The 26,646-nt window shown below is 36.2% G+C and carries 20 protein-coding genes and 2 pseudogenes; 16 read left to right on the top strand and 6 right to left on the bottom strand.

What is annotated here, in order from left to right; translation table 11 throughout:
* Positions 1–2 precede the first annotated feature (2 nt).
* From panF to COE49_RS25970, 5 genes are all read left to right on the top strand, one after another.
* Positions 3–1,436: a sodium/pantothenate symporter gene (panF, locus tag COE49_RS25990; RefSeq protein ID WP_088229852.1), complete on the top strand. Its 1,434-nt coding sequence runs from the start codon at positions 3–5 to the stop codon at positions 1,434–1,436.
* A gap of 122 nt (positions 1,437–1,558) precedes the next feature.
* Complete coding sequence (locus COE49_RS25985; RefSeq protein ID WP_088229851.1) at positions 1,559–2,491, top strand: nucleoside hydrolase; 933 nt, start codon at positions 1,559–1,561, stop codon at positions 2,489–2,491.
* A 117-nt stretch (positions 2,492–2,608) separates the two neighbouring features.
* Positions 2,609–3,718 carry a serine hydrolase gene (locus COE49_RS25980; protein ID WP_088229850.1) on the top strand — a complete coding sequence of 370 codons (1,110 nt, stop codon included), beginning with the start codon at positions 2,609–2,611 and terminating at the stop codon, positions 3,716–3,718.
* A gap of 101 nt (positions 3,719–3,819) precedes the next feature.
* The gene (gene argH, locus COE49_RS25975; protein WP_141556645.1) at positions 3,820–5,328 is read left to right on the top strand and encodes an argininosuccinate lyase; all 1,509 of its coding nucleotides are present in this window, start codon (positions 3,820–3,822) and stop codon (positions 5,326–5,328) included.
* A 66-nt stretch (positions 5,329–5,394) separates the two neighbouring features.
* On the top strand, positions 5,395–6,228 hold the full coding sequence (locus COE49_RS25970; protein WP_088229848.1) for a GNAT family N-acetyltransferase: 834 nt from the start codon (positions 5,395–5,397) through the stop codon (positions 6,226–6,228).
* Positions 6,229–6,263: 35 nt separating this feature from the next.
* On the opposite strand, the gene COE49_RS25965 is transcribed toward COE49_RS25970, so the two are convergent.
* Positions 6,264–7,013 (bottom strand): (S)-benzoin forming benzil reductase, encoded by a 750-nt coding sequence (locus tag COE49_RS25965; RefSeq protein ID WP_088229847.1) that lies wholly within the window; start codon positions 7,011–7,013, stop codon positions 6,264–6,266.
* A 116-nt stretch (positions 7,014–7,129) separates the two neighbouring features.
* On the opposite strand from COE49_RS25965, the gene COE49_RS25960 reads away from it, so the two are divergent.
* Positions 7,130–14,602, top strand: a complete 7,473-nt coding sequence (locus COE49_RS25960) for a DUF7507 domain-containing protein (RefSeq protein ID WP_098946151.1) — start codon at positions 7,130–7,132, stop codon at positions 14,600–14,602.
* Between the two features lie 48 nt (positions 14,603–14,650).
* Here COE49_RS25960 and COE49_RS25955 read toward each other — a convergent pair.
* Positions 14,651–14,843: pseudogene (locus COE49_RS25955) on the bottom strand (CatB-related O-acetyltransferase); the annotation flags it as partial.
* Positions 14,844–14,959: 116 nt separating this feature from the next.
* Here COE49_RS25955 and COE49_RS25950 point away from each other — a divergent pair.
* The 7 genes from COE49_RS25950 to COE49_RS25915 all read left to right on the top strand — a co-directional run bounded on the left by COE49_RS25950 (position 14,960) and on the right by COE49_RS25915 (position 19,356).
* Positions 14,960–15,301, top strand: a complete 342-nt coding sequence (locus COE49_RS25950; protein WP_098946150.1) for an ASCH domain-containing protein — start codon at positions 14,960–14,962, stop codon at positions 15,299–15,301.
* Positions 15,298–15,693, top strand: a complete 396-nt coding sequence (locus COE49_RS25945) for an NUDIX hydrolase (protein ID WP_098841012.1) — start codon at positions 15,298–15,300, stop codon at positions 15,691–15,693. The genes COE49_RS25950 and COE49_RS25945 overlap by 4 nt, the downstream gene beginning before the upstream one ends.
* Positions 15,694–15,779: 86 nt before the next feature.
* On the top strand, positions 15,780–16,400 hold the full coding sequence (locus tag COE49_RS25940) for an acetate uptake transporter (protein ID WP_098841011.1): 621 nt from the start codon (positions 15,780–15,782) through the stop codon (positions 16,398–16,400).
* A gap of 138 nt (positions 16,401–16,538) precedes the next feature.
* Positions 16,539–16,982 (top strand): flavodoxin, encoded by a 444-nt coding sequence (locus tag COE49_RS25935; protein ID WP_071711416.1) that lies wholly within the window; start codon positions 16,539–16,541, stop codon positions 16,980–16,982.
* A 16-nt stretch (positions 16,983–16,998) separates the two neighbouring features.
* The gene (locus COE49_RS25925) at positions 16,999–17,898 is read left to right on the top strand and encodes a WD40/YVTN/BNR-like repeat-containing protein (RefSeq protein ID WP_141555254.1); all 900 of its coding nucleotides are present in this window, start codon (positions 16,999–17,001) and stop codon (positions 17,896–17,898) included.
* Positions 17,899–18,113: 215 nt separating this feature from the next.
* Positions 18,114–18,314, top strand: a complete 201-nt coding sequence (gene cspB / locus COE49_RS25920; protein WP_001179150.1) for a cold shock-like protein CspB — start codon at positions 18,114–18,116, stop codon at positions 18,312–18,314.
* Between the two features lie 187 nt (positions 18,315–18,501).
* Entirely contained in the window at positions 18,502–19,356 is an 855-nt protein-coding gene (locus tag COE49_RS25915) for an exonuclease (protein ID WP_098252701.1), read from the top strand.
* Positions 19,357–19,489: 133 nt separating this feature from the next.
* Here the strand turns inward: COE49_RS25915 and COE49_RS25910 are convergent.
* A pseudogene (locus tag COE49_RS25910) lies at positions 19,490–20,017 on the bottom strand (DUF3898 domain-containing protein); the annotation flags it as partial.
* 419 nt (positions 20,018–20,436) lie between these two features.
* Between COE49_RS25910 and COE49_RS25900 the strand changes: the two are divergent.
* Positions 20,437–21,129: a hypothetical protein gene (locus COE49_RS25900; RefSeq protein WP_088229840.1), complete on the top strand. Its 693-nt coding sequence runs from the start codon at positions 20,437–20,439 to the stop codon at positions 21,127–21,129.
* A 595-nt stretch (positions 21,130–21,724) separates the two neighbouring features.
* On the opposite strand, the gene COE49_RS25895 is transcribed toward COE49_RS25900, so the two are convergent.
* Complete coding sequence (locus tag COE49_RS25895) at positions 21,725–22,801, bottom strand: DUF3900 domain-containing protein (protein ID WP_088229839.1); 1,077 nt, start codon at positions 22,799–22,801, stop codon at positions 21,725–21,727.
* Positions 22,802–22,918: 117 nt separating this feature from the next.
* Positions 22,919–23,248 carry a hypothetical protein gene (locus tag COE49_RS25890; RefSeq protein ID WP_088229838.1) on the bottom strand — a complete coding sequence of 110 codons (330 nt, stop codon included), beginning with the start codon at positions 23,246–23,248 and terminating at the stop codon, positions 22,919–22,921.
* 443 nt (positions 23,249–23,691) lie between these two features.
* On the opposite strand from COE49_RS25890, the gene COE49_RS25885 reads away from it, so the two are divergent.
* Positions 23,692–24,603 (top strand): VanW family protein, encoded by a 912-nt coding sequence (locus COE49_RS25885; protein WP_088229837.1) that lies wholly within the window; start codon positions 23,692–23,694, stop codon positions 24,601–24,603.
* Positions 24,604–24,794: 191 nt separating this feature from the next.
* Positions 24,795–25,703, top strand: a complete 909-nt coding sequence (locus COE49_RS25880; protein ID WP_088229836.1) for a VOC family protein — start codon at positions 24,795–24,797, stop codon at positions 25,701–25,703.
* A 47-nt stretch (positions 25,704–25,750) separates the two neighbouring features.
* Here the strand turns inward: COE49_RS25880 and COE49_RS25875 are convergent, their stop codons facing one another.
* Complete coding sequence (locus tag COE49_RS25875; RefSeq protein WP_088229835.1) at positions 25,751–26,269, bottom strand: GNAT family N-acetyltransferase; 519 nt, start codon at positions 26,267–26,269, stop codon at positions 25,751–25,753.
* Positions 26,270–26,646 lie beyond the last annotated feature (377 nt).

The raw sequence follows: 26,646 nt of genomic DNA, 5'->3' as shown, positions 1-26,646 counted from the left end.
AGATGAATTGGTATGTAATCATTCCAATGATAATTTCATTTATCGTTGTATTTTTAATTGGTGTATATGCTTCAAGGCGTGTACAAACAACGGCACAAAATAAATTTTTACAAGAATATTTTCTTGGTGGGCGTGAGCTTGGCGGTTTATTATTAGCAATGACAATGATTGCTACGTACGGTAGTGCGAGTAGCTTCATTGGTGGGCCTGGTATAGCATACAATATGGGGCTTGGATGGGTACTATTATCAGCGATTCAAGTTGTCACCGGATATATCGTATTAACGGTTATTGGTAAAAAGTTTGCAATTATCGCTAGGAAGATGGAAGCAATTACTTTGATCGATTATTTAAAAGGAAGATACAATAATAAAGCAGTCGTGATTCTTTCAGCGTTATGTATTATTATCTTTTTATTTTCAGCAACAGTAGCTCAGTGGGTTGGCGGTGGACGATTAATTGAGTCGCTAACGGGTTTATCGTATACAACAGCGCTATTTTTATTTACTTTTTCTGTACTTGTGTACGTATTAATTGGTGGATTTCGTGCAGTCGCGTTATCAGATACGATATTAGGTATCATTATGCTGGTTGGAACGACAATCATTTTAATTGCGACTGTCATCGCCGGTGGTGGAATTGAAAAGATTATGCACGAACTCGTTCAAATTAATCCGAATTTAATTACACCATTCGGAGCAGATGGTAGTTTAACGAAATCATATGTTACATCGTATTGGATTTTAATTGGAATTGGCGTCGTTGGTTTACCGCAAATTAGCGTGCGTGCAATGTCGTATAAAAATTCAAAAGCGATGCATCAAGCGCTCATAATTGGGACGATTGTCGTTGGTACAATTATGATTGGTATGCATTTAACAGGTGTGTTTGCACGAGTAGTACTTCCGGGTATAACAGTACCAGATAAAGTAATGCCGCTATTAGCAATGGAAGTATTGCCACCTTGGTTAGCTGGAGTTTTCTTAGCTGCACCAATGGCAGCAATTATGTCTACAGTAAACTCGTTATTGTTACTTGTAAGTTCATCGATTATTAAAGATATATATGTAAATTACATAAATAAAGATGCAGCAGACAGTACGATAAAAAAAGGAAGTCTGTGGATTACTGGTATTGTAGGGCTGCTCGTTTATGCAGCAGCGATTAAGCCACCAGATTTCTTAATATGGTTAAATTTATTTTCATTCGGTGGATTAGAAGCGGCTTTTATTTGGCCGATTGTGTTAGGGTTATATTGGAAAAAAGGGAATGCAACTGGAGCACTCGCTTCCATTGTAGTTGGGGTAGGCTCATATATGTGTATTCATCTTTTCTATCCAAATCCGTTCGGTATACATACAGTTGTCTTCCCAATCTGCTTTGCATGTATTGCTTACATCATTGGCAGTATGGTTACTATGAATAAAAAAATCTAGATAAAATGGAGAACGCAGCCCGTATAGGGTTGCGTTTTTTCGTATGAATTTGTTCTTTTTTATTCTGTATACGTATGGGTATTCATAAATTAATAACAATTGAGTGGATGGAGTTGAGGTCGATGAAAAAAGTATTATTTTTAGGAGACCCAGGAATTGATGACTCTTTAGCCATTATGTATGGAATCATGCATCCTGATATTGATATTGTTGGTGTTGTAACAGGGTACGGGAATGTAACACAAGAAAAAGCAACGAGTAATGCGGCGTATTTATTGCAAATGGCAGGACGTGAAGATATACCAGTTATTAACGGTGCGAAAATTCCTTTGTCTGGGGATTTTGTGACGTTTTATCCGGAAATTCATGGTGCAGATGGCTTAGGACCTATTAAACCTCCAAAAGCTTTTTCACCAAATATAAAACCTTTTTGTGCATTTTTCGATATTCTTGAGCAGTATAAAGGAGAATTGATTATTGTTGATGCAGGAAGGTCAACGACACTAGCGACAGCTTTTATTTTAGAAAAGCCGATGATGAAGTATGTGAAAGAATATTATATAATGGGCGGTGCGTTCTTAATGCCAGGCAATGTTACACCAGTCGCAGAGGCGAATTTTCATGGTGATCCGATTGCATCGCAATTAGTCATGCAACATGCTAAAAATGTGACATTAGTACCTCTTAATGTTACATCCGAAGCAATTATTACACCAGAAATGGTAAAGTATATTACGAAACACTCTAAAACGAGTTTTAATAAATTAATCGAACCGATATTTACGTATTATTATAAAGCTTATAAAAAGATAAATCCAAAAATAACAGGTAGTCCGGTACATGATGTTGTTACGATGATGGTTGCGGCGAATCCATCCCTTTTAGATTATGTGTATCGCCGTGTCGATGTAGATACAGTTGGTATTGCAAAAGGAGAAAGTATTGCTGATTTCCGGCCTCAGCCTGACTCAAAAGCATTAAAGAATTGGGTGCGAATCGGTTGGTCATTACATTATAAAAAATTTCTAGAAGACTTTGTGAAAATTATGACGTAGACATGATAGGAGCATACAAGTTAAAATAATGGAGATGGTCATGTAAATGATCATCTCCATTATTTTGTTTTTAAAAGATAGAGAGATAAGAGTTACACAATAGGAGAGGAATTTTACTTGAAAAAAACTATAGTATGCGCAGTGATTGTGGGTATTTTCGTTTTGCTAATATCGGGTAATTTTTTAGTGAAAAAAGTTTGGAGTTCAAATAATGATGATGCACAGTATATAGCATCTTTTATTGAAGAACATAAAGATGAGAAAAATAGTGCGCTTTTAGTAAAGAGAAATGATAAAGTTGTTTATTCTGTAAATCCAAATGTTGTATTGCCAGTTGCTAGTACGATGAAGCTAATAGTGGCACTTGAATATACGAAACAAGTTACAGAAGGGAAAATTGACCCCTCTAGTTTCGTTTCCATTAATGATGTGAATCGTTATTATGTGCCGAATACAGATGGCGGTGCACAAGACAGATGGCAAAATTATTTGCAAAAAAAAGAAAAAATAACTGAAGGAGCAGTCTCATTAGAGGAAGTTGCAAAAGGTATGGTTAAGTTCAGTTCAAATGCGAATACTGAATACTTAATGGAAGTGTTAGGATTGGATAACATTAACCGAAATTTACAAAGTTTATCGCTTCCTGCACATCAACCACTATTTCCGATTGTTTCATCTTTATACATTCCGGGATACTTGCATAAAGAACTACATGTTCCAAAAGATAAAATAGAGAAAAAGTTAAAAGAAATGTCTCAAGAGCAATATCGTGAGTATGCGATGATTATTCATGAACGCTTAAAACAGAAAGGGCCATTATTGCAGAAGGAACTTCCTCTTTATTTGGAGGACCGTTACGATAAAATTTGGTCAGATAGATTGCCGGCTGCTTCTGCAAACGATTATATGGTATTGCTTCAAAAGGCAAATCATAAAGGTGGCTTGACAGAAGCGGAGGAAAAAGTGTGGGCGGATATCGTTGAGACGGATATGAGTGCCAAGAAATATCGTAAAATATTCAGACACGCGGGGCAAAAGAATGGTTATACACCATGGACAGTGACAAAAGCAGTTTATGCAATGGATAAACGCGGGAACTGTACAGAAATAGTGTTCTTAGCAAATGATTTAAATGAGGACGACAGTGCGGAAATACGGAAACATTTAGCAAACTTACATTTCCAAGTGTTGCAAAGTGATAAATATGATGTGACTTTTATTAAATAAACTCGGTGCTTAAAGCACCGAGTTTATTTTTGTGTACAAGCACTTTTTTGCTATCTCTGGGTATGATGGGTAGTAATACTTAGGTGAAAGGGGAAAAGGTGATGAAACAGAGTAGAGAAGAGTTTATAAAGAGTGAAGGCGCTGATTTCCCTGGGAAAACATATGTGGATTGTGTATTACAACATGTATTTGATTTTCAGCGAAATTACTTATTGAAAGATATGTTTGAAGTGCACAAAGCACATATTATAATGTTGACTGAAGAAAATTTAATGAAAAATGAAGAAGCTAAAGTTATATTAAACGCACTAAAAAAGATAGAGGGAATTCCGAAAGATCAATTGCTATATACAGAGCAACATGAAGATCTCTTTTTTTTAGTAGAACATTTAATTTTTCAAGAAGCAAAATGTGATTTTGTAAGTAATATGCATATTGGTAGAAGTAGAAATGATATGGGCGTTACGATGTATCGCATGAGTTTAAGACGATATGTTTTACGATTAATGGAACATCATTTGTTATTGCAAGAAAGTATATTGCAACTTGCCGATGATCATAAGAAAACGATAATGCCAGCATATACACATACGCAACCAGCACAGCCAACAACATTGGGTCATTATGCGTTAGCGATTTACGATACGATGCAAAGAGATTTAGAACGAATGAAAAAAACGTATCAGCTTTTAAATCATTCTCCGATGGGGGCAGCTGCTCTTTCTACAACAAGTTTCCCAATTAAACGAGAGCGAGTGGCTCATTTACTTGGATTTACAAATGTAATCGAGAACTCATATGATGCTGTTGCTGGTGCGGATTATTTATTAGAAGTTAGCTCGTTACTTATGGTAATGATGACAAATACGAGTAGATGGATTCATGACTTCTTATTATTAGCAACGAAAGAATATGATGGTATTACTGTTGCGAAGCCATATGTACAAATTAGTAGTATTATGCCGCAAAAACGAAATCCGGTTTCAATTGAACATGCCAGAGCTATTACGAGTAGTGCTTTAGGGGAAGCTTTTACTGTATTTCAAATGATTCATAATACACCATTTGGTGATATTGTCGATACAGAGGATGACTTGCAGCCGTATTTATACAAAGGAATTGAAAAGACAATTCGTGTGTGTTGTATTATGAATGCAGTCATTCGAACGATGAAAGTAGAAGAAGAAACGTTAAAAAGTCGTTCCTATAAACATGCAATTACGATAACTGATTTTGCAGATGTTTTAACAAAAAACTATGACATTCCATTTCGACAAGCGCATCATGCAGCAAGTGCTATTGCAAATATGTCATTGGAGCAGAAAAAGGAGCTTCATGAATTACATTTCGAAGAAGTAGATCTGTACTTACAAGAAAATTTGAAAGTGCGTTTATTAGAAGAAGAGTGGAAAGAGATTATATCACCCGAAGCTTTTATTCAAAAAAGAAATGTATGTGGTGGCCCGAGTAAAAAAGAAATGGAGCGCATGATTAAAAAACGAAAAGAGTCGTTTCAACAAGAAGAAGAGGTATTTGAAAAGGAAAAACAGAGAATTTTACAAGCTGAAAATGATTTGAATACGTTAGTCTTGAATATTATTGAATCGTAAAAGAAGGATTTAATGAATTAATCGCCAATACTTAATGAAACTATAAATAGAGAGAAGAGATTGTCGATGATTCAATTACATGTGTATGAAGAGATACTTAATTTTAAAGAAGAGGTTACACCATTTTTAGAAAAGAATGAGCAGGAAAATAATCTTATATTAGGGTTATTACAAATGGTCCAAGAACCGATATTTATGGGGGCAGCGAAACAAGGAGAAGAAATTGCGGTTGTATTTCTTCAAACAGAAGAAAAGAAACAAATCATTGTTGCAAATGCTGAAATTTCGGGAGTAGCTATCAAAGTGCTTGCAAAAGAGTTAACGAAAGTATATCCGGATATTCCTGGATTGATTGGTAATAAGAAAATTGTACAGAAATTAGCGGAAGAGATCGCGATGTTAGAAAATAAGAAAACGAATGTTGCAATGGAGCAAGGTATATATGAATTAAAACAAGTAAAGAAAAAGTGGAACGGAGATGGAATCTTTCGAGAAGTAAGTAGTGATGAACTACCATTAATAGAACAGTGGATATATCAATTTTGTGAAGACGTGAAGCTCCCAACTACGAAAGAAGAAGCGAAACAAACAGCACATACATTAATCAATAATAGTCGTCTATTTGGTTTGGAAGTGGATGGAAAACTCGTTTCTGTAGCTGCAAAAACGAGACCAACTAATAATAACATAACGGTTAATTTCGTATATACGCCAAAAGAAGCAAGGAAAAAAGGATATGCGTCTAATTGTGTAGCCGCCCTCAGTCAACATTTGTTAGATGAAGGTTATAAAACGACCACATTGTATACGGATTTAGCAAATCCAACATCTAATAAAATTTATAAAGAAATTGGTTATGAGCAAATTATGGAGTCTGTACTTATATTTTTAGAGGAATAGAATGAAAAAGCGTGCTATTTTAGCACGCTTTTTCGCTATTCATCAATTCTAATAACCTCACCCTGCGGGAAGTCCTCAGTTTCTAGTAAGTTACGTATAGCTTTCGCAACGTATACAGGTGACAGTAGTTTTCCTTCTTCTTTTAATGCGATGAAGCGGTCTAAATTTGTGAAGTCTTCTTTATTTGTTTCACGAATTTGTACTTGCATATTTGTATCAACAACACCAGGTGCAAAAGCGACAATTTTTATTGGGTATTCTTTTTCCGCTTCTTCAGTAGCTACGCACTGTGTAAACATATTTACACCAGCTTTCGTTGTACAGTAAGCGCCCCATCCAAAATAAGGATTTTTTCCTGCTCCAGATGAAATGTTGATAACGCGTTTATCTATTTTCCATTCTTTCGTATGTTTCATGAACGTAGATGTAAGAATCATAGGTGCAAGTAAATTAATGTGAACGTTCGTAATGAGTTGTTCACTTTCTGCTTTTTCAATTGGTTTCATTGGTGCAAGTGTGCCCGCATTGTTAATTAAATGAATAGAGGATACATTGTCTTCTTTAATAGATGAGATGATCTCTTTAAAGTTAGTTTCTAAGTTATGTACATCTTGAAGATCTACGGAATGGAACATACAATTGCTGTTATTTTGTTCTGCAAGTTTAGTAAGCTTTTTATTTTCTCTTCTAGAAATAGAGATGACAGTTGTATTTTTTTCTAATAATTGCGTGGCAATTGCTTCACCTAAACCTTGTGAAGTTCCTGTTATGATTACATAGCGCATAATGTTACAGACTCCTCTCGCATATGCGGAATTTTGTTGGACAACGTACATCACATAGGTTGTCTACATTTTATAGTATAAATCACTTTTTACTATAGATGAAATGAGATGATTATGTGCCTTTTATGAACCGTTTTACAACAACAGTAACTGGTGCTGTCACGTTTACTGGGAACACGTTGGGACTCAGTCCTACATCTCCTGCGCCTGGCAATAACTTTGGTACGATTGATGTGTTTACTACAGTAAATACATCACTTCAAGTGCCAGGATTCCCAGCAGGAACGACAAATGATTGGCGATTAAATTCTTCAAGTGCAATTTTAAACTTGCCAGCAGGGAGTAGTGTATTATACGCAGAACTTGTGTGGGCTGGGACGTACAGGACTGATACTGAGGATGTTACAGCGTTTTTAAATGATAATATTTCGTTTACAACACCAACAGGAACATTTTCTGTTACGCCAGATCCGGCTACTGCCCAGCAAGGTTCAGTAGGGAGCCAGTTTTATTATAGTCGTTCTGCTAATGTAACAAATCTTGTTACTACGGGTGGAGCAGGAACATATACAACGGGTGTCGTACCAGCTACAAGAACATCCGCTGAGACATCAATTAGTCGTTCGGTAGGTTGGACTCTTGAAGTTGTTTATCAAAACGCGAGTTTACCACTTCGAAATTTATCAGTGTATGCAGGTCAAGAAATTATTGAGGCTTCATCACCACCAGTAGATGCTATTATTTCAGGTTTTGCAACGCCGTCTACGGGAACTGTTACAGGAAGGGTACTTGTAACTGCCCAAGAAGGTGATGCTAACATTGTTGGAGATCAACTTCGATTTGGGCCGAGTATGAATGCTACAGTTGCTTTATCTGGACCAAGAAATCCCGCAAATAATTTCTTCCAATCACAAATTTGTAATGACAATGGAAATTTAGATACGAGCGGCACATTTGGAAATTTGAATCAGCCGCTGGGGGCAGCCTTTCCTATCCGAAGACAAGGGTGGGATATTACGAATGTAGATGCCTCATCATCATTGGTAAATAATCAAACGTCAGCCACGGTTCGGTTCGTTACAAATGGAGATGGATACGCTGCAGCTGGATTTGGTGTTCAAATTGATGCGACGGGGCCGATTATAAATCCTGTTAAATCAGTTGATAAAACAGTTGCAGGGGTAGGCGATATTCTTACCTACACGATTACAATTCTAAATACAGGAACGGGAAGTGCGGATAACGTTGTATTACAAGATAGTATTCCGAATGGAACGACGTTTATAGCAGGCAGTGTGACAGTAGGGGGAGTAACCCAGCCGAGCGCGAATCCAGCCACTGGAATTAATTTAGGAATGATACCTAACAATGCACAGAGAATCATAACATTCCAAGTGAGAGTCACAACATTCCCAAGTCCGAATCCAATTCCAAATCGTGCAAGTGTGTCTTATCAATTCCGTCCTTTTGTAGGAAGTCCACTTGTTACAAGTACAGCTTCTTCAAATACAGTACAGACGACAGTAAATCGTGCGAATTTAAGTTTACAAAAGTCTGTAGATTTGCAAACCGCAACAATTAATGATGTATTAACGTACACAGTTAATGTGACGAATAATGGAAATGTCACTGCAAACAATGTGATTTTTGTTGATAGCATACCTGCTGGAACAACATTTGTCGCAAACAGTGTTACGGTAAATGGAGTAGCGCGTCCTGGGGAGAATCCCGCAAGTAGTATTAATATTGGGAGTATTAATGCTTCGCAAACGACGGTAGTGCGTTTTCAAGTTCAAGTAACATCTAACCCGCTTGTAAATCCAATTCCGAACCGTGCAAGTGCAACGTTTAACTTTATTCCAGTTTCTGGTCAACAACCAGTTTCAGGGCAAGCGACAAGTAATACTGTAGTTACTACTATTAATATAGCTGATATAAGAACGAGAAAAACAGTTGATAAAGCTTTTGCGACAATTAATGATGTTCTTACGTATACCATTACAATTGAAAATACAGGAAATGTTGCTGCGACGAACGTTATTTTTCAAGATCCAATCCCAATTGGAACGACTTTTATCGCAAATAGTGTGACTTTGGACGGGGTTTCACAACCTGGGGCAAATCCAGCGACTGGGTTTACGATAGCGAATATATCTCCAGGTGGGAGTAGGACTGTTACATTTCAAGTACGAGTAACATCTACGCCGTCAGGGGGTACGATTGCCAATCGCGGAAATGTATCAGCTAATTTCGTTGTTAACCCGAATCAGCCACCAGTAACGATTAATAGACAAACGAATACAGTTGTGACACAAGTTAATACAGGCGGTTTAAATGTAATAAAAGAAGTGAATACAACACAAGCGGCAGTAGGGGACACTTTAACATACACAATTGCCGTTCAAAATACGGGAAACGTCCCGTTAACAAACGTATTTTTCCAAGATGCTATTTCTTCTGCTGTTTCATTTGTGGCAAATTCTGTAACAATTAATGGAGTACCGCAAAGTGGACTGAATCCGAATACAGGATTTTCTCTTCCAAATATTTCTGCGGCTCAAACAGTTATAGTCACATTTGGCGTATTAATTGTACAGGATCCAGAAAATGAAGATATTTTAAATCAAGCAAATGTAACAGCAAGTTTTCAAGTGAATCCGAGTGAACCACCTGTAACAATCAATGTTCCGAGTAACGTTGTGAATACAACTGTACAATCAGGGAACTTTGAAGTTGTAAAATCAGTAAATACTGATGTTGCAACGGTAGGAGATGTTTTAGTATATACAATCGAAATCATAAATGCAGGTAGTGTACCAGCTACAAATGTATTTTTCCAAGATTCAATTCCGCAAGGGACATTATTTATTGAAAATAGTGTATTTATTAATGGCGTTTTACAAGAAGGAGCAGATCCAGAACTTGGATTCCTATTAAATAATTTGCCTACTGGCGCGAATGTAATTGTTACGTTTGAAGTGTTAATTGATGAAATTCCCCAAGGAAATAATGTTGTAAATAATGCGAATGTCACTGGAGATTTCCTTGTAAATCCAACAGAGCCACCGATTACTGTAACAGTACCAAGTAATACTGTTATGACAGTCGTGAATTCTTCAGGGTTAAATGTAATGAAAAGTGTAAGCGCTACTGAAGCCGGTGTAGGAGATACGTTAACGTATACAGTTCGTATACAAAATAGTGGAACAGTAGCAGCAACAAATGTATCATTCCTTGATCCAATTCCATCTGGAACAATGTTTGTAGCGAATAGTGTAACAATAAACGGAACACCTCAACCAGGTTTAAACCCAACAACTGGACTTCCGCTTGCTAATATTCCAGTAGGGGGGATGGTAACAGTTACTTTTCAAGTAACAATCACGAGTGTGCCACAAAATAGAGTTCTTCCGAATAATGCGAATGTCACTGCGGATTTCCAAGTACGTCCTCTCCAACCGCCAATTACAATTGTAACGATTAGTAATATTGTTGTGACACGAGTGAATGTAGGATCAATTAATGTAATAAAGAGTGTAAATACACCACAAGCCGGTGTAGGAGATACGTTAACGTATACAATTCTTATTCAAAATACAGGAACTGTTCCCGCAACAAATATTATTTTTCAAGATCCAATCCCAGCTGGAGCTGCATTTGTAGCGAACAGTGTCACGATAAATGGTGTTGTTCAGCAAGGTGCGGATCCTATGGCAGGTTTTCAAGTACCAAATATTCCGGTCGGACAAACGGCTACGATTACGTTTCAAGTTACAGTGACGAGTGTTCCGAGCGGTGGAAATATTAGAAACCAATCGAACGTTACTGCAAGTTTTCTTATAAATCCAGCAAACCCTCCAATAACGACTATTACAAATAGTAATTTTGTAGTGACGCAAGTAAACACAGCACAATTAAATATACAAAAATCTGCATCTGTACAACAAGCAGCACTTGGAGAAACATATACGTATTCTGTTGTCATTCGAAATAACGGCACAGTTACAGCAACGAATGTTTCTTTCGTTGATCTGATTGCACCTGAAACAACATTTGTCGCAAATAGTGTCACGATAAATGGAATGCCTCAACCTGGATTTGATCCGAATGTTGGTTTCCCTCTTCCTAATATTGCAGCTGGAACGCCATTGACAGTAACGTTCCAAGTTACAGTTGTTGCACCGTCTACACGCGGAGCTGTTTTGAATACAGCATCTGCTACAGCTACTTTTTTACTAAATCCTTTACAACCACCTGTAACAACGACAAATTCAAGTAATACGACAGTAGTTACGATACCGTTACCTCCTCCTGGTGAAGTAACAGCAACAAAAACAGTTGATGTTGCAACTGGAACGATGGGGGATGTATTAACGTATACTGTGCTAATTTCGAATGTAGGAGTTATACCTGTTACAGATGTGTTCTTCCAAGACGTAATTCCAGAAGGAACGACATTTGTTGAAAATAGTGTAACAATAGGTGCGATCCAGCAACCAGGTGTAAATCCAGAAATAGGGTTTACAGTTACTCCTTTACTAATTGTTAATGGAAATATTTCAGTAACGTTCCAAGTGACGATTACAGAAATTCCAGATAATGAAGTCATATTAAATGATGCTGACGTTACATTTACTTCACAACCGAACCCGCAGGAACCGCCAATTACACAAACAATATTGACGAATTTAGTCGTTACGACGATTAATATAGCGTTTATTTTTCCGCTAAAATTAGTAGATAAGGAAGTAGCGACTGTAGGAGAAATTTTAACTTACGATGTATTGATTTTTAATTTTGGAACAGTGGCAGCGACCAATGTTCAATTTATTGATACGACTTCCGAAGGTGTAGCGTTTGTACCAGGAAGTGTAAGTATAAACTTGGTACCAGCACCAGGATTAAATCCTTTTAGTGGTTTTACAGTTCCAAATATACCTGTAGATGATTTTGTACGTGTCACCTATCAAGAGATGGTAACGAGCATACCAGAAGGTAGAACAGTTGTTAACTTTGTAGACGTTACAGCTACATTTACTGTAAGTGAAACAGAGCTGCCTATTACGGAAACGACGACAAGTAACACGACATTAACGGAAATAAATGAGTCTGGTTTGAATGTTTTAAAATCAGTAAGTAAGCCAGTTGTTGCCGTAGGCGATATACTCACATATACAACAGTAGTTCAAAATACAGGGACAGTGATAGCGACGAATGTTCAATATAGTGATGTATTACCTTCCTCTATAACATTCGTCCAAAGCAGTGTAACAATAGGCGGTGTGATACAACCTGGATTCAATCCTAATAATGGATTCCCGCTTCCAGATTTAAATCCAGGGGGAAGTGTAGAAGTCACCTTCCAAGTCACGGTTGTCAGTGTCCCAACAAACGGGACTATTGCCAATACAGCACATGCTACTGGAAGCTTTATATTAGTACCAGGAGAACCGGCAGTTGTAGTAAATCAGCCAAGTAACACAACGCTTACAACTGTAAATAGAGGACGCTTTAATGTTATTAAACAAGTAAATAGAACAGCTACACAAGTTGGAGATGTATTAACGTATACGGTGCAAATAACGAATACGGGAACAGTAACAGCTAACAATGTTCAGTTTATTGATACGATTTCAGCAGGAGCGTCATTTGTACCAAATAGTGTCACGATAAATGGAGCACTGCAACCAAACTTAAATCCGATTACTGGATTTGAGGTTGGAGATATACTTGTTGGCGAAATAGTTATAGTGGCGTTTCAAGCGACAGTTACAACGATTCCGTCATCAGGAACAATAACGAACGTTGCAAATATAACTGGAAGCTTTACTTTAGTGCCGGGAGAACCACCAGTTGTAGTAACAGAGCCGAGTAATACGACAATAACAAGAGTAAATAGAGGACGATTCAGTGTTGTAAAAACTGTAAATAAAGAAGCAACTCGATTAGGAGATACGTTAACTTATAGTGTGCAAGTTACAAATACGGGAACAGTACAAGCGGCGAATGTTCAGTTTATCGATGTTCCATCGGCTAGTTTAGAATTTGTTACTGGAAGTGTACAAATAAATGGAATTTCGCAAGTAGGTTTAGATCCTTTTGTAGGCTTTTTATTACCGGATCTTGCGGTAGGGGATAGCGTATTAATCACATTTGAAGTAAATGTAATTTCAATTCCGCCTTCTAATAGTATTATGAATACAGCGAGAGTCACTGGTGATTTTGAAATGATTCCAGGAGAACCACCGTTTACAATTACGAGTCCAAGTAATACGACAGTAACTCCAGTAAATCGAGGTAGCTTAGATATGCTAAAAGAAGTAGACAATTCAATTGTTGGAGTAGGGGAAACGGTAACGTATACTGTTCGTATATTAAATACCGGTACAGCTGATGCGACGAATGTTCAATTTATTGATACTTTATCTCCGGAAGCTACTTTTGTACCAAATAGTGTAATGGTAAATGGAGTCGCGCGTCCTGGAGTAAATCCAGAGGCTGGATTTACGATTTTAGACATTCCAGTTGGTGAAACAGCGATTGTAACATATGAAGCTACGATTACAAGTTTTCCAGATGGCGGTACAGTAGTGAACGTTGCTGGGGCATTAGCAGAATATATTTTAGTACCAGGAGAGCCACCAATTACAGTGATGGACACGAGCAATACAGTTATTGTAACGGTAAATACGGCAATCTTATTTGTTGCAAAAGGAGCAAACTTTGAAGTAGCGATGATAGGAGATGTTGTCACTTACGGAATTGCTGTTATAAATGATAGTACAGTTCCTGTGATGAATATTGTTTTAACAGATATTCTTGATCCTAATACGTTATTTATAAATGGTACGGTAACGGTAAATGATGTACCTCTTCCATTTGCTAATCCGAATACTGGTATCCTGTTAGGTGATTTTCAGCCAAATGATGCAGCAATTATTAATTTCCAAGTTGTAATAACAGGAGGACAAATAAATAATTTAGTTACAAATACTGCTACTGCGAATGGGCTTGCAACTGTAAACCCTAATGAACCGCCTGTAGTAGTTGAAGGTGATAGTAACACAGTTGTAATACCATTTATTCAGCCGAATGTCTCAACGATAGTTGTAAAAAGGGCAGATTTGCAAACAGCAACAATTGGAGATGTTATTACGTTTACGACAGTTATTACAAATACGGGGGATACTGGCATACAAAATATTCGTTTTCAAGATATGTTAGATAGTAGTGTTGGATTTGTCCTTGGAAGTGTAAAGGTTGATAATACTCCAGTGCCAAATGTAAATCCAGTATCGGGATTTTTAATAGGTAGTTTAAGTTCGGGGGAAGCACGCGCAGTTTCGTTCCAAGTAATAGTTGAACGAGCACCAAGTGGTTCAGGCAATTATATTAATCAAGCTAGTATTCGCTTTGAATATGAAGTAGGAACAGTATTACCGCCTGTGACACAAATAATAGAAAGTAACATAGTTATCATTCCGTTTGTTCCAACGATTGAACAAATTTGCGAAACAAACTTTAATTGTTTAGATAAAATTCGATTTCAATGTCCCCTATGTAATCACTTGCTTATAAATAGAAAATAAATACCAAAAGCATCCTGCAAGAAAGAATAGGATGCTTTTTTCATATTATGGATAAGTCGTTATCCAATCAACAAGATGCCACCGCCAAGTGTGAAAACAACTTCTTCTCCTAATGAACAGAACTTACCTATTTTAATTTCGTTTCATCATTCCAAGAAAAAATAGGTGGGCCAACTTTACTATAAATGTAATCATCGATATCATATTTACTATATTCAGATTTTTGATTTAAATATAACATAGCAATTTCAGCATCCTCACTAGAGTAAATAATAGATAGGGAAGTCGAACTGTGTTAATGGATTGGTAATGTGTCAGTATGTTAGTAAGTAAAGTAAATAAAAGGGAGTGGAATGTATGAAACACAAAATGGGATTATATAACAAACCTTTTCAGTCAATTCAATCAGGAAAAAAAGTGTATGAAGTACGGTTATACGACAAAAAACGTCAACTTATAAAACAAGGCGATGAAATTGTATTTACAAACCTTACGACGGCAGAAACGATGGCTGTAAAAGTAATGGAAATAACACGATATGAAAGCTTTAAAGCAATGTATGAACACATTGATAAAAAATTATTGGATTGTGAAAATAATAGTTTAGAGGAAATGCTAGAAAGTACATACAAAATATATACGAAAGAACAAGAGGAAAATTTGGGAACGGTTGCGATTGGCATTGAGGTAATAAAGTGATAAGACATCGTGGTGCAGCTATTATTGTGCAGGACGGAAAAATTGCTCTTATAAAACGTATTCGAGAAGATGAGACGTATTATGTTTTTCCAGGCGGAGGAATCGAGGAAGGTGAAACACCTGAAGAGGCAACGAAGCGAGAGGCATATGAAGAATTAGGGATACATATAGAAGTGAGGAGCCTTATTACAAAGGTGAAGTATAAAGGTACCGAATATTATTATGAAGCCTATATTACGGATGGATTCTTTGGAAACGGAAAAGGGGAGGAGTTTAAGCAGAAAGATAGAGGAATCTATATTCCGTTATGGATGCCGATAAAAGAGTTGGAAAATGTAAATGTAAAACCTTACGAATTGGTCGAAAGTATATTCGATTATTATAAGATATAAGGTCTGACAACATACAAAAAAAACCATTGACATAGTCTTCTGATTTAAGTATTGTATTCGAGTATGTTTATAATCAGGAGGTTTATATGAGCAATCAAACTACTACATATCATGTAAAAATGACAACAGCAGATCCATCTGGAATTGGTTTATTTGGATTAGCAATGGTAACACTTGTAGCATCATCTCAAAAGTTAGGTTTAACAGATGGCGTTTCACTTGTATTACCATGGGCAATCTTTTTAGGAGGATTTGCACAAATCTTTGCATGCATTCACGATGCAAAGCATAACAATACGTTCGGTACAACAGCATTTGGTGCGTACGGCCTATTTTGGTTAGGTGTTGGAACGACTTGGTTAATTCAACTTGGAGTATTTGGCGAAAAACTAGCCCAAACTGCAGATTCAAAACAGCTTGGTGTAGCCTTTATTGGATATTTGATTTTCACAATCTTTATGACGATTGGTGCAATGGAAACACATAAAGTATTATTTATGATTTTCGTACTTATTGATTTCTTATTTATTGGTCTTTCATTAAGTACTTTAGGTGTTATGCCGCACGCAATGCATAATTTAGCAGCATATTCTGAACTTCTTATTTCATTATTATCTTTCTATGGTTCAGCAGCAGCAGTGTTAAATACACACTTCGGAAAAGTTGTTTTACCAGTTGGAAAGCCATTTGGTATTTTTAAAAAGTAATAAAAAAGCACAGATGATTGTATAGACATCTGTGCTTTTTTGTATGGAATAAATAAAATAAAAAATATAATTGAAATTGATTCTCATTATTAATATAATGAGAATGAGAATCATTTATCGTTAGAGGGGGATGCCAAGGTGGCGAAAATTTTAATAGCATATGCAAGTATGTCAGGAAATACAGAGAGTATTGCTGATTTAATTAAAGTAAGTTTAGATGCCTTTGATCATGAAGTAGTATTGCAAGAAATGGAAGGCATGGATGCTGAAGAATTGTTAGCTTATGATGGAATCATTTTAGGATCTTATACGTGGGGCGATGGTGAGTTACCATTTGAAGCGGAAGATTTTCATGAGGATTTAGAAAATATAGATTTAGCAGGGAAAAAAGTAGCGGTATTCGGATCAGGTGATACGGCGTATGAGCTGTTTTGTGAAGCGGTGACAATTTTTGAAGAACGTCTCGTAGAACGTGGTGCAGAGCTTGTACAAGAAGGATTGAAAATCGAACTAGCTCCAGAAGATGAAGAGGATATCGAAAAATGCAGTAATTTTGCAATTGCATTTGCTGAGAAGTTCTAAGAATGGGAGTGTCAACGTGGAGACAATGTTAAGTGCAACTGCTATTACAAAGTTAAGAGATGGAAAACTGTTGTTAGCTACTACATATAACGGCTTATTCATTGAACAAGATGGAGAATGGAAACAGATTTTAAATGGGTTTCAAAAACGAATTCGAGATTTACATAGTGAAGGTAACGTAGTTTACGGAGTAGGAGACGAAGGAGTTTTTATTCGTAGTATGAATGGTGGAAACGCATGGGAAGTTCGGCGCTTCCCAACGAAAGCAACGAGCTGGAATGTGTGTAGTAATAAGAGTGGAATAGTGGTTGCCCATGGAGATAAAACACTATATCATTCTAATAATTTTGGTTCTACATGGGAGACCATTCATCCATTTCTTGATTATGGCAGTGATGCACCGTCTATTCGTTCGTTATTTTTATATAAACATTACTTATTTATCGGTACGAAAATACATGCTAAATATGGTGGGGTTTGGCTTTTTGATTTAGAGACACGTAAATTAAAACGGATTAAAATAGTGAAGAATCAGATGATCTCTGCGTTGACTATATATAATTCTTATTTAGTAGCGGCGAGTGGATCGTGTAAAGGAATAAGTGGAAATATTTCTTTTTGTAAAATAGATGAAAGTATTGAGAGCGAAAAAACATATTGGCACACATGTCAAAGCGAGCAGAAAGCGAGTAGCTATTTAGACTTAAGTGTAGACCAAAATGTACTATATACGACTTCAACGCAAAATAAGGCGGGAATTAGTACGATTTGTCGTGTGCACCTTGCTGAAGGAATTGTTACAGTATGTGACTCGGTTAAAGGGCATGGTTGGCGCATCGTTAATCAAAAAGAAGGTTATGTTGTAGCTGGGTCAGGTGAATCAAAAGCGATGCAGTGGAAGAAAAAAGTTGTATAGCAAAAAAAGTTTGCTTTTATTATATTGATATGATATATTATATTTAAACCATTTTACTTTTAATAATATAGAGATTTAAATGAGCTGTAACTTCCGAGGAGGATAGCAATGTTAAATCTCCTCAGAGGTTGCAGTTTTTTAATGTCTGGCTTATTATTGTAAGGTGGTTGAAAATGAATATGTACATATAGGTACATTGTAGGAGGATTTTTTTCATGCAAAACGGTAAAGTAAAATGGTTTAACTCAGAAAAAGGTTTCGGTTTCATCGAAGTTGAAGGCGGAGAAGACGTATTCGTTCATTTCTCAGCTATCCAAGGCGAAGGCTTCAAAACTTTAGAAGAAGGTCAAGAAGTTACTTTCGAAGTAGAACAAGGTAACCGTGGACCTCAAGCTACTAACGTTAACAAGAAGTAATTTTTGAAAAAAGAAGGGCTCGCCCTTCTTTTTTTTGCATTTTTATTGGTGTCCTCCTACCTACATATAATAATAAGACTGAATTTTCGTTCTTTTATTCGGGTTATTTTTGCATAAAGTACATGAATAAATAAATACTGAAAATAGAGTATTGGTGTGAAAAGGAATATAGAAAGAGGTAAATAAATTGAAAAATGCTACACATTTCATTGTGTTCGATATTGAGAGGAATTTCAGACCGTATAAATCAGAAGATCCGTCAGAGGTAGTTGATATCGGAGCTGTAAAAATAGAAATAGGTACAATGAAGATAATTGAAGAATTTTCGGAGTTAGTGAAACCAAGTGCACGATTAACTCGCCATACAACAAAATTAACTGGAATTACAAAGAAAGATTTAATTGGTGTAGAAAAATTCCCTCAAATTATAGAGAAATTTATTCAGTTCATCGGAGAAGATTCTATATTTGTTTCATGGGGAAAAGAAGATTATCGTTTTCTATCTCATGATTGTACGTTACATGATGTAGCATGCCCATGTATGGAAAAAGAAAGTAGAATGGATTTGCAGAAATTTGTTTTCCAAGCGTATGAAGAATTATTTGAGCATACACCAAGTTTACAATTTGCAGTAGAACAGCTCGGTTTAACATGGGAAGGGAAACAGCACAGAGCTTTAGCAGATGCTGAGAATACAGCAAATATACTTCTTAAAGTGTATAGCGAGAGGGATATTTATAAGCGATACAAAAGACATGGTGAGCTTGAACTTGCAAAGGACGGGAAACTAACAGAAAAAGCGAAAAAAAAGATGCGAAAATGGGTATTTAAAGAAATGAGAAAAAATACAGAACGACCTTTCGTATGGAGCACATTTGAAAGTAGTGACACGTGGGAAAGTATAACGGAAAGATATTATATAAGTGAAAATACAGTGGAACTTCTGAAGAAACATTTTCGTACGGCAGTGAGAAAAGCGGAAAGACAGATTAGGTATTTGGCTGAGATGGAGAGGGTGAAGGAAGAGGGAAAGATAACGTAAATGTGTTAAGGTAGCTAAGGTTAGTCCTCTTTTTGTGAGGAGAATTTATTATTGAGCAACGTAAAAACTCCTATTCCATGTATAGATATAGGAGTTTTTAGTATTTACTTTTTAATGGAGTTAATTCGTGGTTCTATTCAATCCCATTCGGATCATACGAAAATTGCTGCTTATTCTCAGTCTGTTCAATCACATCTTGCAATTCATCTGGCTTTAAGAATTAAATAGGAGAGAATCCTTTCTCAAATGTTAGCGTATCTACTTTGATTATAAGTACATATCGATTGTTTACCTTTGCAATATATATTTGATCCCCGAAATCAGCAAGCAGAGCCTTCACAGAGATATGATCTGCTTTTAGCTTTAATTCCACTTCAGGAGCGTGCTCGACGATTTGAGCAGTCGCTTCCGTTACTTCTTCGGTTGAAAACTGTTCCATAATTTCGCGTTCTTCCGTACCTTCTTCAAATACATCTTCAATTTGGTCATATACCATGTACATTACTTGCGTTTTCATAATTTCAGGCATAGAGCGTTCGTACTCAACGAATTTTAAGAAGTCTTCAAAGTAGCGGGCATGTGATGCTTGGTGTATTTTTAGTTCGCCTATTTTCATGATACCTTCTTCAGGCATGTATGGATATTGAATAGATTCGTAATTGATATAGTGGGCTTATATAAATGATTTAATATACAGCGTATCTTTGGTAGTCCAAGTTTTTCCGTTAGATGATAAAACTCTTTACGTACACATACTACTAAGTCATGATCGTTATAGTTTCGTTGGTAATACTTTTTCTCATTCGAACGTTGATTTCTGTAAATGAATCTTCCGCTCTTTAACCCATTCGTCCATGTACGCGCTGTAAGTCATCTGTGAAAGGTTTACGATTTCGTTATCTAAGAATTCTGCTCTTAGCTTAATAAGAGCATCCTCCGCTTCTTATTGTATTTCTTTCGTGGACTCATGACTTTTGATTTTATGTTCCAAATCAAAAAAGTTATTTTCTGTAAACAAAATTCATAATATTTATTTTGAATACTTTTTTCATTATAGAATCTAAAATTGGAGGAACTACGATGCTAAGGAAAAATATAGAAGAAATTCTAACGGAATCTGAACAAAACGGCTGGGGATATGAAGGAATGGCGTTAAGCAGAAATTCACTCATTCATCTATGCTTGAGATTGGAAGATCAAGAAAAAGTTTATCATATTCTGGAACTTGGTGGTGGCCAATCTACTTTATTCTGGAAGTATCTTTCCTCTTCAGGATTATTAAAGATCAAGGTTACAACATTAGAACATGACAAAGATTGGGCAACACAATTATCAACACGTGTAGAAGATCTAGAAAACATTACGGTGTATTCACAAACACTAAAGCAAATTACTGATGAGGAATGGGAAAAAATCTTCTCACATCCTCAATCAGCTCATCTGGATTGGGAATCTTATGGAAAATCAGTTCCTCAAAACCAATACAACTTTTTCGGTATTCACAACGCTTTTTACGCTGAGGTAGATCAGCTAGCTTTGGAACAACAATCCTTTGACATCATGATTTTAGATGGTCCACATGGAAATGGGCGTTCCCTCGCTTATCCTCTTTTTTGTAACTTTTTAAAATCAGATGCACTACTATTAATAGATGATTTTGATCACTATCCGTTTTTGGAAGATTTACATAAAATATTTCACTATGAAGAAATACATCGACAAGCAGTTGGAGAAAAGAGATGGGTGTTGGTCCAGTTACAGGGAAGAAAATAATGAACGTTTTAAGGTGAATATCATCGAGGGTTTTGTTGTAAAGTTTTTTCGAATGAAACTAAACTGTAGAAAAATGAGGTGAGGAGAATGATACATGGGGTATTTTAAAGGAAACAATTATGACTTTACAGTCACAGCCCCGCATGAAAAGGAGGGCACTGCAAATTCTTTGGATTTTTGAAAGTATTAAATCGTACTATCAAAAAAAGGACTCCGACATTTAAAATATGAATATGATATTATCCCCTTAAGGTAGACAGTGTAAAAAGAGCATGAATAAACATGGATGTTACACTTTTACTTGGAGGGGATTTTATTAAGGAAGTGGTTGGTCAGGGATAGGGATATAAAATAACAGGAATTATAGCGCTTCAATATCCGTATATTTTAAGGGAATCTAGAAAAAGTAACCGTTAGTGACAGAAATAAAAAGAGCGCCTAATAATAAGCGCTCATGTTAACTAAAGGATTTCGTTCATATTCGTTTAATGATGGTATTTTTATACGTCTATTCATATTTTTATAGGTCGTCATAGCGGTCACTATTAGTGACTTCTAAAGTCACCAATAGATCACTCTCATATCGATAAAACCTTTATGCGTAAGGGTTTGTAGCCTTATTCTCAATCCGCTCAATCACATCTTGCAATTCATCCGGCTTCAGAAACTCGATAGGAGAGAACCCTTTCTCGAATGTAAGCGTATCAGCTTCAATCATAAGTACATAGCGGTCATTTACTTTCGCGATATGTATTTGATCTCCAAAATCAGCAAGCAGAGCCTTCACAGAGATATGGTCTGCTTTTAACTTTAATTCCACTTCAGGAGCGTGCTCGACGATTTGAGCGGTAGCTTCCATTACTTCTTCGGTTGAAAACTGTTCCATAATTTCGCGTTTCGGACTAGCAGCCCATACTTCCATCGCTTGGTCGAATTGTTCACGTTCTTCCGTACCCTCTTCAAATACATCTTCAATTTGGTCATATACCATGTCCATTACTTGTGTTTTCATAATTTCAGGCATAGAGCGTTCGTACTCGACGAATTTTAAGAAGTCTTCAAAGTAGCGGGCGTGTGATGCTTGGTGTATTTTTAGTTCGCCTACTTCAACCATACCTTCTTCAGGCATGTATGGATATTGGATAGATTTCATATTTTTTGTTGTGATGGCCATTTCAACGTTACGAATAAGTGTTGATTCGTCTGAAATAGAAGCGACTTTCGGTTCGAAGTCACATTTCATGACGAATACGAATGGGTCATCAAAGTATTTGCGTAATTTTGCTTGAGCAATTAAAAATACACCACCACGTACAGCGCTTGTGTCAAGATATGTATAAACGAGAGGTTCGCTCATATCTTTGAAGTTTTCTTTTGTTTCTGCAAAGCGAATACGGTTAAAAAGGTTGTAATGAGGGTTTGAATCGAGTTCGTGCCCTTCTTCTACAATAAAGCGACCGATCTTTGTTGGGGCTTGTTCTGTTTTCGCGTGACGTTCTACTTTTCGCTTTGATATTTTTAATAATTCACCATTCAAAAATTCTTTTAAAGAGCTATCTTCATATTCTTCAGCATCTAAAGTTTGAAAATGTTTATAGCGTTTATCAACTGCTTCACCTTTTCCTTCTACTTGTACTACATAAAAGGAAAGAAAATTTATTTCGAAATCCATATTTATCACCTTGTTTCATTTCGTTAACTCTTATCAGTATAGAGATGGAAAAAACTTTAGTCAATTTATATAAGGAAGGGGGAGTCCCTTCCTTATATAAATTTTTTATTTTTGAATTTAAAAGCCGTCTTCTAGTGCTGAAAATGGAATGTTCAATCTGTTTTCTACTGTACGTAAACGCTGATTTAGGCGGTTTAATCTACGGGTATGACGTTCAACTGTGTTTTCTAGTTGACGTACTCTTTGTTCAAGTTCATTTACTCGTCGTTCTAGTTGACGGTTTCCAGTGCCAGGAAAAGAGATTGGAATTTGAAATTGTCGATTTTGTTCATATGGATTAGCTTGCTCTGATTGATCTATATAAGGTTGATATTGTGCTTGTAAGTCATATTGTGGTTGTTGGTACGCATATTGATTATATGGATCGTATGGATTGTAGGGATACATAAAAACATCCTCCATTTCTTTAAAGTAGGTTGAATTCACCATAATGTATGTGCAAAAGCGGAGCGGCGGCACGGCAAATACCCATATATACAGAAAGGTAAGGGGTATGTACTTATGGGGAATGGCTAAAAATGTTGAAGTAGTATAATAGTTACAGACTTATGTAGTTGAATACAGAGGTAAAACAATAGTGTTTTTAATTTGTATTTCACTTAATTAATGGTATATACTGGATGGAGATAGTTTACATAAAAGTTACAATGTTATTAAACTCAAAAATTTATATAAATATGTATGGACATTTATAAAAGAAAAGAGTAACTTAAATAAAGTGAAAAATAACTTGTAACAATTTATAAATATATTGTAAAATGATTGTAACAAAACATACATACAAATGAAACAATACATAAGAATGATGTTAGAAAAAAGGGGAGAGTATATTGTTCCGTAAAATAAAGGGTATATTAGTTGGGGTGTTATGTGTAGCTGTAGTAAGTGGTTGTGGTACGAAAGTAAGTGATGTTGCACTAGTAAGTGATATTGGCGGACACACTGTAGAAGCTAAGGCAGAAGTGCAGGATACTATTAGTTTAGTTGATGGTCGTACTGGTACTGAAGTGAAAAAGCTAGATTTATCGAGTTTAGGTTATTTTGAAGATGAAGCGAAATTTAAAAAGTCGGTAACGAAGGTTGCAAGCGAAGTTGGGAAAAGCGTTGACAAAAAGATGGTCCCTTCACGTATAGCTCCTGATGGAAGTTGGCAAGAAGGAAAACCTTCGTATGAATTAATGGAAAAAGAATTAGTAGACAAATTGTTGAACGTTGGTATGTGGGATGCTTCATATCAGTTACCTATTGTAGAGAAAAAGCCTACTGCAACATTAAGTGATGCACAAGGAAGTGGTACGGTAATTGGTAGATATGAAACGAATTTAGGCGGCTCAACAGGTGGCCGAATTGAAAATATTCGTTTGTCTGCAGCCAGCATAAACGGAGTTGTATTAGCAAAAGGAGACCGTTTCTCTTTTAATGCATTAATTGGTGATACAACACCAGACAAAGGATATCAATTAGGAAAAGAAATAGTAGATGGTAAATTAGTAGATGGATATGGCGGTGGTGTTTGTCAAACATCTTCAACACTATACAATGCAGCAGATCAAGCTGGTTTGAAAATGGTAGAGAGAACGACACATTCTAAAACAGTAGGTTATGTTCCACAAGGAAGAGATGCGACAATTGCATATCCATATTTAGACTTAGTATTCGAAAATACGAATGACGCACCTGTAAAGCTTTATATGGGCATTCAGGGTGGAAAGTTAGTTGCTGAAGTACATAAAATGAGATAAGAGTTATAACAGGCTGTTTTTTGTAAAGTCACCTTTCTGAAAGTTAGAAGAGGTGACTTTTTTATTATGAAAATAAAATGATTTATAATTCTGACTTTCCTTATTTACATAGGATGATTTTATCTGTATCCTTCATAGTAACGGCTATTATTTATTGGAAAATATAAAGGGACTAAGGGGAGGAGTTATTCATGGTACAAATTCATCCGAAAACACGCATTGGTCATGTGGAATTTAAAGTGAAAGATTTAGAGCGTCAAATTGCTTTTTATGAGAAGGTTGTAGGATTAGAGATAATTAAGCAAGAGGGGAATAAAGCATATTTAGCTGGAAAAGGTGGTAATAATACGTTACTTGTTCTTGAAAAGTTAGAGAATGGGGTACTGCAAGAACCACGTACAACAGGTATATATCATGTTGCTTTTTTAGTCCCAACTCGTGAAGCTTTTGCTTCGGCGCTATTTGGTGTTATTCGTAATAAGAACGTAATTGATAGTCCGGCTGAGCAAGAAGGACGTTATACATATTCAAATGAGATTTTACCAATTTCAAGGTTTAATAGTGCAAGTGATCATACGTATAGCGAAGCATTTTATTTACAAGATTTAGAGGGTAATGGTATCGAAATATATGCAGACCGTCCGCGCGATCAATGGGGAGAAGGGTCAGGAGGGAGTACGCCACTTGATTTAAAAGAACTAGCGACGCTCGTTGATTATGAGTTTGATGGTTTACCGGCGAAGACTGTTGTTGGGCACGTACATTTACGAATAGCGGATGTAGAGAAGTCGCATGAGTTTTATGTAAATACAGTAGGATTTGAAGTACAACAACGTGAAGAGGATTGCTTATTCATTTCTGCAGGAGGCTATCATCACCATATCGGTGCAAATACGTGGAACGGAATCAATAATCCGCACCCACCAGCACATGCAACAGGACTTAAAGTATTTACGATTGTATTACCACATAAAGAAGCGTTAGATGAAGTGAAAGAAAGATTAATAGAAAAACAGCATGAAATAAACGGGACTGCAGATGGATTTACAGTAGTAGATCCAAGTGGTATTACAGTACAGTTTGAAATAGAAACAGTATAAAAGAGTCCAGAAAGTGTGTAATCACTTTCTGGATTCTTTTTGATTATTCATAGCTCAATCCAGAACCTTCTTACAACATTACCATCTTCTTCAGTGAAATCTTCATCACGGAGACCACCGTTATGTAAAATTGTTTTTTCTGAAGCGGTATTCACTTCGTCGCAAACGACAAGTGCTTTCGTGATGTTTAATTCCTTCGTTTTTTCTAATGATAACGCTAGTAACTTTGTAGCATAACCTTTTCTTCTTTCAGAAGGGCGAATGCCATAACCAATATGGCCCCCGGCGTTAAATAGATGCTTAGTTAAACTATGACGTATATTAACAGCGCCTACAATTCTATTAGTGTCTGTAACAAGCCAATACGTAGAATCTGGCACCCACGTTTCAGGAATATTTATTCCATTATGTGCATCCAGTAATTCTTGTATCATAGATGGAAAGTTAGACGGGTCTTTTGAAATAACCCACGGAATCATCGTTTCACCACTATCTTTCCATTCGTTATAAAAATCTAAGTATTCTTCTTGTAAATCGTTAGTAGGTGTAAGCAAAGAGACGTTCATTGTTTGTAGGCTCCTTTAATTGACGTATTATTTCACAAAATTGGGGTATGAAACGAAATTGTTTTCTAGCTTTCTCAACTTCATTTTATGAAATCTACATTTTGTTTTTTAATTTATTATAATATTTAAAATATTAACATAAAAAGTTCGGTATATTAAGTATATTTTAATAAATTGCTGTTATATCGATAAATGGATGTGTTTGATAAGTTTTGTTTTATTTATATATATAATGAAAAAAGAGTGGAGTGTTCGTGAACTTACATGTTGATTTTATCTCGCATTAACGGGCGGCAATACTGCAACTTAACTACTTTACTTTCACCGAATTTTGAGGCGGGAGTATTACTGCCCGCAAATAGTGGGATAAATGAAAT

Source organism: Bacillus sp. AFS029637, assembly GCF_002584985.1.
In the GTDB taxonomy this organism is placed as follows: Bacteria; Bacillota; Bacilli; order Bacillales; family Bacillaceae_G; genus Bacillus_A.
The sequence above is the reverse complement of the archived record's forward strand: the minus strand, read 5'-3'. Positions and strand labels throughout refer to the sequence as shown.